The organism is Aquifex sp., from assembly GCF_056494385.1.
The window spans coordinates 18,528-28,915 of sequence record NZ_JBSLZM010000001.1 but is presented as its reverse complement, the minus strand read 5'-3'; the positions used below and the strand labels follow the sequence as shown (position 1 = coordinate 28,915).

Sequence of the window (10,388 nt, the reverse complement as noted above, 5' to 3'; positions counted from 1 at the left end):
ACTTGAAGTATACACAGAGGAAGGGAATATATACAAAGGTAAAAGCTCTTCCCGAGGAAAGTTAAGGAGAATTAACAAACATCCGAGAAGTGTAGAGAAGTTATATGAACTTCTCGGAATCCCCATTTCCCATGAGGGTGTTACCCTCTTCAGGAATACGTTAGTTCACGTAAAGAAGGATAAACTTTCAGAGTATACCGAGAAGGTGGAAATTATTGAGTTTATATTTAACATAGGTGAGGGTAAACTCCTCTTTAAGGACCTATTAAAGGGAGAAAAGAAGGAAGTGAAAAGTTTTAAATCGGTTAAAAATATAAGTGAGTTTCTGGAACTTTCAAAAGATTTATGGAAAGCGGTTGATTTCTTTGGTGTTTAAGCTTATACACAGGGATGAATGAATGTAAGATAATATATTTATGGTAGAAGTTGAGAAGCTGATAAAGGAAGGTTTAACCTTTGACGATGTTCTCCTCGTTCCTCAGTATTCCGAAGTTTTACCTCACGAGGTTGATGTATCCACTTATCTGACGAAGCGAATTAGGTTGAACATACCCATAGTTTCCGCCGCTATGGATACCGTAACGGAGGCAAGGCTTGCCATAGCCCTTGCAAGGGAAGGGGGTATAGGTATAATCCACAGGAACCTTCCCGTTAAGAAACAGGCAGAAGAAGTTGAAAAAGTAAAGAAATCCGAAAGCGGTATGATAGTTAATCCCGTTGTGGTTAAACCGAATACCAAGGTAAAAGAAGCCCTTGATATAATGGCAAAGTATAAGATATCAGGTGTTCCCGTCGTTGACGAGGAAGGTAAACTGGTAGGAATTCTTACGAACAGAGATCTCAGGTTCATAAAACCCGAGGACTACGGAAAAGAGGTATCCCTCTTCATGACGAAGGATAACCTCATAACCGCTAAAGAAGGGATAACACTTGAGGACGCAGAAGAAATTTTCAGGAAATACAAGATAGAGAAGCTCCCGATAGTTGACAATGAGGGGAAAATAAAAGGGCTCATAACCATAAAGGACATAGTGAAGAGGAGAAAGTATCCGAACGCATGCAAGGATGAACTCGGAAGGCTAAGGGTAGGAGCCGCCGTCGGAACGGGTGAGGAAACCCTTGATAGAGTAGCCGCTCTCGTTGAAGCGGGTGTGGACGTTATAGTTGTTGATACAGCACACGGGCACTCAAAAAGGGTTATCCAGACTGTTGAGAAGATAAAAAGCCTATACCCGAGCCTTGACGTCATAGCGGGAAATGTCGCAACGGGTGAGGGAACGAGAGCGTTAATAGGGGCCGGAGCTGATGCGGTAAAGGTTGGTGTTGGGCCGGGCTCTATATGTACGACGAGGATAGTCGCCGGTGTAGGAGTTCCCCAGCTCACAGCAATTATGGAGTGTGCAAACGTGGCAAGGGAATACGGTATTCCCATCATAGCTGATGGAGGAATAAGATATTCGGGAGATATAGTAAAAGCTTTAGCGGCGGGAGCTAACGCCGTAATGCTCGGAAATCTCCTTGCTGGAACCGAGGAAGCTCCCGGGGAGACTATTTACTACCAGGGAAGGGCTTACAAGGTTTACAGGGGAATGGGCTCCCTTGGTGCTATGAGCTCAAGAATATCCTCGGACCGATACGGACAAGAGAAGTTAGAGAAGTTCGTTCCGGAAGGAATAGAGGGAAGAGTTCCTTATAAGGGCAAACTCGCGGATGTTGTTTATCAACTAGTTGGAGGACTTCGTTCCGGTATGGGATACGTGGGTGCAAGGAACATAAAAGAACTACAGGAAAAAGCTAAGTTTGTGAGGATAACCTGGGCGGGATACAGGGAGTCCCACGTTCACGATGTTCAGATAACAAAAGAAGCTCCTAACTACTGGGTGGATTAATTTCCCTCCTTTTTCTCCTCGTTTAAAATTTCTATATGCGAGATGTTGTTGTTGTTGGCTCGGGAATTTCAGGGCTTTCCGTTGCATATAGATTGAAGAAAAAGGGTTTTGATGTTGTCGTTTACGAAAAGGACGAACGTATAGGCGGGACAATAAAAACTGTAGAGGAAAACGGCTACCTGATGGAAGCCGGTCCCCAAACGCTTCTTGCGGACAATGAAGTTCTTAGTTTTCTAAAAGAACTGGGTTTGGAACCCATAGATGCGAGACCATCCTCTAAATACAGATACATATACAAGAAGGGTGAACTCATACCCGTTCCCATGTCTCCCTTCACATTTTTAACGACTCCCCTCCTTTCTCTCGGGTCAAAGCTGAAGGTTTTTACCGAGTTGTTTAAAAAGGGAACAGAGGAGGATATATCCGTTGCGGATTTTGTAAGGGAACATTTCGGGGAAGAGTTTTTAAATTACGTGGTTGCACCGTTCCTTTCGGGTGTGTATGCAGGTGACCCCGAGAAGCTCTCCCTCAAGTATGCAACACCAAAACTCTACGAAGTTCAGAAAAGATACGGAAGCCTCCTAAAAGCTTTTATGAAAGAAAAAAAGGTAATGCTAAAGGGAAAACTTATATCTTTTCCCGAAGGTCTTTCTCAACTTGTTGAAAGACTTTCCGAAAACCTTGAAGTTCATACAGAAAACGTGGTTCTCAGAATGAGAAAGTTTGAGGATAAGTTTAAGCTTGATGTGAGGGGCAAAAAGATAGAGACTAAGAGTGTAGTGGTTGCCTCTCCTGCTTATACATCTTCCTACCTTCTTAAGGAGATTTCTTTCAGTGCAAGTGAGGAGTTTGACAAGATAGATTATCCACCCGTTGTTGTTGTAAACGTGGGTGTTGACGGTAATATTCCTGACGGTTTCGGTTTCCTCGTTCCCAAGGTTGAAGGGAAGAGAATTCTCGGTGCTATGTTTATGTCAAAGCTTTTCCCCGGAAGGGCTCCCCAGGGAAAGGAGTTACTTACAGTTTTTCTTGGCGGTGCTACGGACAGGGAGGTAATAGAACTTACCGACGAGGAGATAATTGCGACCGTTGAGAAGGAGCTTTACGAGATACTTCCCATAAAGGACATACACCACATAAGGATAGACAGGTGGAAAAGGGCTATACCCCAGTATAACGTGGGATACGGAAAGTTCCTTGAACTCGCTAAGGAGATGGAGAAGGATTATCCCGGTCTTTTTCTTACGGGGAACTGGCTTTACGGGGTATCAATGAACAACGTGATAAAAGCCTCGGAAGAAGTGGCAAGGAAAGTTGAAGGTTTTCTCCGCCCTCAGGCGTAAACCTTTTTTCTCTTGAACATAACGTAAGCTATAACTTCTGCAACGGCTTTATAAAACTTCGGAGATATTTCTTTTCCCACTTCAACCGCAGGATACAGAGCTCTTGCAAGTTCAGGCTTTCGCACTATAGGGATGCCGTAAGCCCTACCTATTTCAATTATTTTCTCCGCAATCACACCCTTTCCTTTTGCAACAACAACAGGTGCTTTATCTTTCTCGGGGTTATATCTCAGGGCTATAGCTACGTGTGTCGGGTTTGTTATTATTACCGTTGATTTAGGAACTTCAGCCACCATCCTGCTTTTCGCGAGTTCTCTCATACGTGCTTTTAGCCTTCCCTTTACTTCGGGGTGTCCTTCAAGCTGTTTATACTCCTCCTTAAGTTCCCTCCTTGACATCATTATTTTTCGCTCATACTGCCATCTTCTAAAGGCGTAATCAAGAAGCGCTATAAAAAAGGCAACTACTCCCATAACTATTAGGACGCCTGTCGTAATGTTGAGAAACCTGTGAATAGCCTCAAGAACGGGAACAGAGGCTGACTCAAGAAAGAACCACAGACTACCCTTGAGAATAAAGAGAGCTATACCTATAAGGAGAACAGCCTTCAAGGTACTCTTTACAGCTTCAAACAGGGTGGTCAAAGAAAAGAGTCTTTTAATTCCCTCAAAGGGGTTTAACCTCTCAGCCTTAAAAGAAAGGGGTTTTAGTGTGAAGACAAAACCGAACTGTGCAACATGAGAGATGAAAACTACAAGTATGGATATAAGAAAGAGCGGAAGCAAAGTTTTAAGAATGTCAAGGTAAACATTCTTAAATATCCCCTCAAGACTCGGTATATCTCCCTGGATAAAACCCGTTATTATAAGGAATGCTTTTACTATCTCCTTAATTATGTAAGCACCGAGAAAGAAGAGAAGTATAACGGAAAACAGGACAACAAGAGAGGATGCTATTTCCTGACTTTTAGCGACGTTTCCCTCTTCCCTTACCTTTCTCCTTTTGTAAGGCGTTGCTCTCTCGGTTTTATGCTCCTCTGGCATAGGAATTAATATCTTGTATAATATTATTTTTGTAAAGGCGCGTAGCTCAGTGGGAGAGCGCCGGCCCGACACGCCGGAGGTCGGGGGTTCAAGTCCCCCCGCGCCTACCACTTCAGCCCTAAGACCCGGAAAGCTAAATTTTTTTATAAGGAAGGTTTAGAAAAGGAACTTCGGAAAGGGAAAGAAGAAGCAAAAAAGAAAGCTAAAAGGATAAATTTAAAAGGTTTCAAAAAACCTAAACTCCAGATTTCTTATTCTTCTAAGGTTAGATAACGCCTTCTCTCCGAGAGATTTGTTAAAAGCATTAACAACAACGTCAAGTTTAAATCCGTTTTCCTCAAGCTTTTTTCTCGCCATATTTAAGAACTCCCTCAGAACCTCATCCTTTTCTATCTCAAAAGGTGCTCCCAGAAAGTGATGGCTCATACCGAGAAAGCTCCCCGGTTCCATTCTTACCATCAGTCTTACGGGATTTAGGCTTTCTATAAGCTCCTCGTAGTTGTTAGCATACTGAAGCCCGAACATTAAAATAGCATCGGTTATTATGTATTCGGAAGAGGGGTCTACAAACTGTCTGAAACCGCTCTCCCGAAAGTCGTATTTTGGCCTTTCCCTTGCCGTTTCAACCCAGTGGTAATAGGGCTCGGAAACGAGAAAAAATATCCGTTCAGGGGAGAAATCCCTTTCCGAGATTCTCCCCCACATCATTATCAGCTCCGCCATAACTTTATTAAAGCCTTTCCGCGAGGTAGTCCGCTATATGTTTAACCTCTTGTTTATTTTTAAACTTCTTGGCTCCGTCCCGTAGCTGGAGGACACATCCGGGGCACTCGGTAACGACGTAGTCCGCCTCCGTCTTTTTAAAGTCAAGCATCTTTTCCCTCTGTATCTCTTCCGAAAGCTTGGGGTTCTTTATTGAGAACAATCCGGCAAATCCGCAACAGCTTTGGGCTTTTTCAGCCTTAACCGTCTGAGCGTTTTCAACCTTCTCAAGCACTTTGTAAAAGTTGTTAGGATTGAGTTTCATAGCTGTGTAGTAGTGGCAGGGAACGTGAACGGTTACCTTTTCTCCTTTTCCCTTAAACTTTATTCTTTCGTCGGAGAGAAGTTCGGTAAAGCTGTAAACCTTCCAGTCCTTTCCGTAATCTTCTTTCAAGGCACCTCCGCACGTGGGACAAGCTACAACGATAGCGTCGTATTCGTATTTTTCCATCTCCTTAAGATTATGCTCTTTTAACCTCTCGAAAGCTTCCGTGTTTCCATGGTAAAGGTGAGGTGCTCCGCAACACTTTATATCTTTAGGAACAACTACTGTGTATCCCAGTTTATTAAGAACCTTTATAACGTTTTCCCCGGTTTTTCCGTAAAAAACGTCTATCATACAACCAGTAAAGAAGAGGAGTTTCATCTTTTCCTTTTGAGCTTTAAAGGTCTTTCCCCTTATCCCGAAAGGCTTTCCGTAAGGTTTCGGAAAGAACTTAACACCCCCCGTGGGTAAGGGAACTTTTATCTCCTTTGGAAGGGGTTTTGATAAAATTCCTGCAACCTTAAGGGCAGCTCTTCCGACCTTTGACTGCATAAACTCAAGGCTCTTTAGCCCCGCTTCGGAGATAAGGTCCTTACCCATCTCTTTGTTTTGTATCTCCCTTGCACGGGTGAGGATTTCTTTATACTGGACATCGTTAGGGCATATCCACTCGCACCTTCTGCACATAGCGCACTCGTTCCATTGAGCTACCACTTCTTTCGTAAGGGGAAGTTCTCCCTTTATAACCATTTCCGCAAGGGCGAGCCTTCCGCGGGCAAAGGCACCTTCTTCTTCTCTGAAGGGATAAGTGGGACATACGGACTTACAAAGCCCGCACTTTACGCACTTCTGTGCCAGGTCAAGGGGAAAATCAAACTCCTCTTTCATAGAGATGATTTTATGGTTAGCCTTCCCTTATTCTATGATAAAAATTTCTTATGGAGCTTAAGAGGTTTTATATAAAGATTTTAGTAAAAACCTTTTGAGGGGTGGAAATATGTGGAGAGTTATATATACAGGTCACAGGCCCGCTTATGAGAACATAGCCCTTGACAGCATTTTACTTGATTTAAAGGCGGAAGGTAAAATTCCAAACACCATAAGGTTTCTGCAGTTTAAACCCGAGTGTGTTCTGATAGGATACCACCAGGCAGTTGAGCAAGAGGTTAGACTTGAATACGTAAACAGGGAAGGTATAGAGGTGAACAGAAGGATAACAGGGGGCGGCGCAATATACTTTGACGAGACACAGATAGGGTGGGAGATAATAGCGGACAGAGAGAGTTTCGGAAATATGAGCTACGAGGAGATAACGAGAGCCATATGTGAGGCTGCTGCGGAAGGTCTAAGGAAGCTCGGAGTAAACGCCTCTTTCAGGCCGAGGAACGACATTGAAGTAAACGGAAAGAAGATTTCGGGAACGGGCGGAGTTTTTGAGGGGAACGCCTTCCTTTATCAAGGAACCGTTTTAATGGATATAAACATTGAAAGAATGCTAAAGTCCTTACAGATTCCCGTTGAGAAGCTCACATCAAAAGGCATAAAGTCCGCGGAAGACAGGATAACCTGGGTAAAAAGAGAGCTCGGAAGGATGCCTTCAAAGGAAGAAGTGTTTAACGCACTCCTTGAGGCATTTGAGGAAAAACTCGGTATAAAGCCTTACTGGGGAGAGCTCTCAAAAGAAGAGTTAGAACTCCTTGAAGAGAAGAAGGATTACTTCAAGAGTGACGAGTGGATTTACCACGTTAAGAAGACTATAACGGGAGATGAGGTTTTATACGGAATATACAGGTGTCCCGGGGGAACTTTCAGAGTTTCGGTAAAGGTAGACCCCCAAACAAAGGTTTTACAACAGGTGATTATAAACGGAGACCTCTTCATTAACCCCAAGAGGTTAATATACGACCTTGAGGCCTACCTCAAGCACACACCCATTGACGAGGTTGAGAAGAGGATAAGGGAGTTCTTCAGAAACAGAGATTTTGAAAGCGTTAACCTTACGGTTGATGACTTCGTTGAAGCGGTTATGTTTCCTCTGAGGAAGCTTGAGGCTGAGGAACTCGGCATAGATAAAAAAAAACTGAATAGGGTAATAGGAAGCATTGGAGGAGGTCTTAAGGAGAACATAAAGAAGGCCAAGGTTATGCTCCTTCCCTACTGTGCCAAGCCTACATGGTGTGATTACAGGCATACCGACGATTGTGGTGAATGCGGGGGTTGTACGGTAGGTGACCTTTACAGAATGGCTTACGAAAAGGGGATGATACCCATAACAATAACCAGCTTCGAGATGTTGAGAGACGTCCTTAAGTGGTGCGGTGAAAACGGATACACCTACATAGGACACTGCTGTTATGAGTTCTACGAGAAAAGGTATGAAATATTCAAGAAGGCAAAGGAGTGGGGTGCAAACGGTGTTCTCATAGACATTGAGGGTATAACCTGCTACTCCTTGGGAGTGGAGGAAGAAGAAAAGGCCTATCACGGTGAGTTTCAGGTTGAGCTTGACCTATACGTTGAGGATAGTGAAAAACTTCTCTCAGTAAAGGAGAAAGTAAGAACGTTCCCGAAGAGAAAGAGTGCTCAAAAGCCTGTTCCCAACGAAACCTTAAAAGAGTTCATACCGTCCCACTACAAGATACCGAAAGTTGCTCCCGGTCCTCAGGAAGACATGTCAAGGCTTCCTATTGTGAGAGAAACCTCAAAAGACATAGGTTTCATAAACGGAGAGAAGGTATCAATAGAGGAAGCGATGGAAAAGGCTGCTGAGCTCCTCAGAAATGCCCAAAAACCCACTCTTATAGTCGGACCTCTTGTTTTGTGGGCTTGGAACGAAGAAGCGAAGAAAAAAGGAGAGCTTATAAGAGAACTAAAGGAGGCTTTCCCCAACTTGAACGTTCATATCCTCCCCGACTATAAACCCAAGAACAAAAGAGTTGACTTCTCAAGGGAAGTGGACCCCCCAAATCCCCACCTTTCGGTTCTTCACGGAAACCATGACGTTACACTTATGATAGGTGTTCACTGCTACAGGACAGACTTCACTATAAGAATGCTCAGGAAATACACCGATACAAAGATAGTAACCTTATGCACCCTTTACGGACACCCCGACGCGGACGTATCCCTTGCAGGCGTAAATGCGGAAAGGCTTGAGAAGTTTGTAAAATCTGTATTGAATGAAGTTCATTAGGGCTTTTCTCCTTTCGCTTTATTACACTTTTAAGGAGGACTACTCCTATCACGCTTCCGCCTTGAGTCTTAACTTTCTTCTTGTTCTTTCACCTATGCTCGTTTTTTTTACCGCTATCTCCGTTTACCTTCCCTTTGTTGACGTCTCCGTTATAGAAGAATTTCTAAAAAAGGAACTTCCCGAAAGAACGCATGTTCTCGTTGACGAACTCCTGAAGGCAAAAAAATACGGGACGGTTGCTTCGGGTATCTCGGTAGTTCTCGCTTACTACTTTTCCGTAAACTTTTTGAAGAAACTCCATAGGAGTTTTAAGTGGGTTGTTCCCCAAAAGACAAGGGAAACGAAAGAACTGTTAATGTGGGTAGCTCTACCCCTCGGTCTCGTTATATTCTCCGTTGTTTATCCCCTATTCGTATCCGCAATTCTTGTTCTTAAAAGGTTCTTCCCCGAAAACTTAGTAAAGTTCTCTGAAGTTTTGTCCGCTCTTTCCTTTTCAAGTCTCGTAATGCTCCTTTACGTGTTCTTTCTCAAGATAAAGAGGAAAAAGAACCTGGCTCCTCTCTTTATGTTCGTATTTTTCGGGAGCTTTACTTTGCAGAAGCTCTTTACCTACTACACAATTTATATATTTAAGGGGAGCGTTCTTTACGGTTCTTTGAGCGGGGTTTTTCTTTTCTTTCTTTGGTTGAACTTCAACTTCACCCTTATACTTACGGGGGCTAAGCTCCTTGAGCTTTACGAAACTCTTTAGGGAACTTTCTCTTGAAAAAGTTTCTCATCACCTCAAGAACTTCGGAAACACTCTTGAAGTTCTCAGGATACCTTAGTTGGACGAACTTTACGTTAACACCTTCCTCTTCCATTGCGTTCACAACACCAAGCACTTTCTCAACAGGAGGTATGTAGGGAGCTATTACCGCTATCTCATCTCCTCCAATCCTGAATATAACAGGCCGTAATATTTCCTTTACGTCTCCCTTCATAAGCCTCATAATTATTTCCCTTACGTCAAGCATACCGCAACAACTTACGTTTATAAGATCTACAAGCTTTTTTAAAACCTTATTCCCTTCTTCCCACCCGTATCTCTTATTTATTTCAAAAAGGTTTTCTATATCAAAGAAGGTAAGACAGAAAGGCTCTCCTTTTGTTATGAAGCCCTCAAGGGATGGAAGGAATAGTTCCCCCTTTACAGCTCCCGTAAAGTCAAGGTAGTAAAAGCTCCACCTTATTTTCTCAAGACTTTCCGGGTAAAACTTGTTTTCTAAGGGTATGTAGGATATCTTTGAAAGAGTTTTTACCGCATAGTCTACTATATCCGGGTCAAACTGCTTTCCCTTAAGCTCTACAAGCTCCTCAAGAGCCCTGTTCCAGCTCTTTGCCCTTTTATATATTCTTCTTGAGGTCATAGCTTCAAAGGAGTCCGCTATAGTGTAAATTCTGGCAAGCAGGGGTATATCCTTGCCCTTCAACCCGAAAGGATAACCCTTTCCGTCGTATCTTTCCTGATGATAAAGGAGAACGTCCAGGCTCTCTTGAGGAATGTCTAAATCCTTTACCATCTCGTAACCGAGTTCCACGTGTAACTTCATAACTTCGTACTCTTCCCGTGTCAGCTTTCCGGGTTTTAAGAGAATTACGTCGGGGATTGCTATCTTTCCGATGTCATGAATGTATCCCCCGAGTTCCAAAAACTTAAGCTCTTTTCCCGTAAGCCCGAGAGCCCTACCTATCTCAAGGGCGTAAAAGACTCCTCTCTCCGTATGCCCTCTCGTATAAGCGTCACGTAAACCTAACAGACGAACGAAAAACTCAAATATAGATGACACACTTTTTTTATTTTAAACCTTTTGACATTGAATTTCATATCACAATTTTTTATAAATGCATAAA

Annotated in this window: 9 protein-coding genes and 1 tRNA gene; 6 read left to right on the top strand and 4 right to left on the bottom strand. The window is 43.2% G+C overall.

The annotated features are described in order from the left end of the window. From ACWB1W_RS00180 to hemG, 3 genes are all read left to right on the top strand, one after another. On the top strand, positions 1-376 hold a 376-nt coding region (locus ACWB1W_RS00180), incomplete at its 5' end, for a hypothetical protein (protein ID WP_479369372.1). 40 nt (positions 377-416) lie between these two features. Continuing rightward, complete coding sequence (gene guaB / locus ACWB1W_RS00175) at positions 417-1,889, top strand: IMP dehydrogenase (RefSeq protein WP_479369371.1); 1,473 nt, start codon at positions 417-419, stop codon at positions 1,887-1,889. A 35-nt stretch (positions 1,890-1,924) separates the two neighbouring features. Beyond that, positions 1,925-3,232 carry a protoporphyrinogen oxidase gene (gene hemG, locus ACWB1W_RS00170; RefSeq protein WP_479369370.1) on the top strand — a complete coding sequence of 436 codons (1,308 nt, stop codon included), beginning with the start codon at positions 1,925-1,927 and terminating at the stop codon, positions 3,230-3,232. Here hemG and flhB read toward each other — a convergent pair. Next, on the bottom strand, positions 3,223-4,275 hold the full coding sequence (gene flhB / locus ACWB1W_RS00165) for a flagellar biosynthesis protein FlhB (protein ID WP_479369369.1): 1,053 nt from the start codon (positions 4,273-4,275) through the stop codon (positions 3,223-3,225). The genes hemG and flhB overlap by 10 nt on opposite strands. A 35-nt stretch (positions 4,276-4,310) precedes the next feature. Here flhB and ACWB1W_RS00160 point away from each other — a divergent pair. Next, a tRNA-Val gene (locus ACWB1W_RS00160) sits at positions 4,311-4,385 on the top strand. Between the two features lie 106 nt (positions 4,386-4,491). Here the strand turns inward: ACWB1W_RS00160 and ACWB1W_RS00155 are convergent. Both ACWB1W_RS00155 and ACWB1W_RS00150 read right to left on the bottom strand, forming a co-directional pair. Then, a complete protein-coding gene (locus tag ACWB1W_RS00155; RefSeq protein ID WP_479369368.1) occupies positions 4,492-4,998 on the bottom strand; it encodes a hypothetical protein in 507 nt (168 codons plus the stop codon). Positions 4,999-5,005: 7 nt separating this feature from the next. Further along, entirely contained in the window at positions 5,006-6,190 is a 1,185-nt protein-coding gene (locus tag ACWB1W_RS00150) for a (Fe-S)-binding protein (RefSeq protein ID WP_479369367.1), read from the bottom strand. Positions 6,191-6,299: 109 nt separating this feature from the next. Between ACWB1W_RS00150 and ACWB1W_RS00145 the strand changes: the two genes are divergently transcribed. Both ACWB1W_RS00145 and ACWB1W_RS00140 read left to right on the top strand, forming a co-directional pair. Next, positions 6,300-8,495: a carbon monoxide dehydrogenase beta subunit family protein gene (locus ACWB1W_RS00145; protein WP_479369366.1), complete on the top strand. Its 2,196-nt coding sequence runs from the start codon at positions 6,300-6,302 to the stop codon at positions 8,493-8,495. Beyond that, positions 8,482-9,246 carry a YhjD/YihY/BrkB family envelope integrity protein gene (locus ACWB1W_RS00140; RefSeq protein ID WP_479369365.1) on the top strand — a complete coding sequence of 255 codons (765 nt, stop codon included), beginning with the start codon at positions 8,482-8,484 and terminating at the stop codon, positions 9,244-9,246. The genes ACWB1W_RS00145 and ACWB1W_RS00140 overlap by 14 nt, the downstream gene beginning before the upstream one ends. Here the strand turns inward: ACWB1W_RS00140 and ACWB1W_RS00135 are convergent. Continuing rightward, positions 9,215-10,324, bottom strand: coding sequence for a bifunctional diguanylate cyclase/phosphohydrolase (locus tag ACWB1W_RS00135; RefSeq protein ID WP_479369364.1), 1,110 nt, complete (start codon positions 10,322-10,324; stop codon positions 9,215-9,217). The two genes, ACWB1W_RS00140 and ACWB1W_RS00135, sit on opposite strands and share 32 nt — an antisense overlap. Positions 10,325-10,388: the final 64 nt, after the last annotated feature.

Coding starts and splice junctions, on each gene's coding strand:
- guaB (WP_479369371.1), top strand. CDS start 417: ATGGTAGAAGTTGAGAAGCTGATAAAGGAAGGTTTAACCTTTGACGAT.
- hemG (WP_479369370.1), top strand. CDS start 1,925: ATGCGAGATGTTGTTGTTGTTGGCTCGGGAATTTCAGGGCTTTCCGTT.
- flhB (WP_479369369.1), bottom strand. CDS start 4,275: ATGCCAGAGGAGCATAAAACCGAGAGAGCAACGCCTTACAAAAGGAGA.
- ACWB1W_RS00155 (WP_479369368.1), bottom strand. CDS start 4,998: ATGGCGGAGCTGATAATGATGTGGGGGAGAATCTCGGAAAGGGATTTC.
- ACWB1W_RS00150 (WP_479369367.1), bottom strand. CDS start 6,190: ATGAAAGAGGAGTTTGATTTTCCCCTTGACCTGGCACAGAAGTGCGTA.
- ACWB1W_RS00145 (WP_479369366.1), top strand. CDS start 6,300: ATGTGGAGAGTTATATATACAGGTCACAGGCCCGCTTATGAGAACATA.
- ACWB1W_RS00140 (WP_479369365.1), top strand. CDS start 8,482: ATGAAGTTCATTAGGGCTTTTCTCCTTTCGCTTTATTACACTTTTAAG.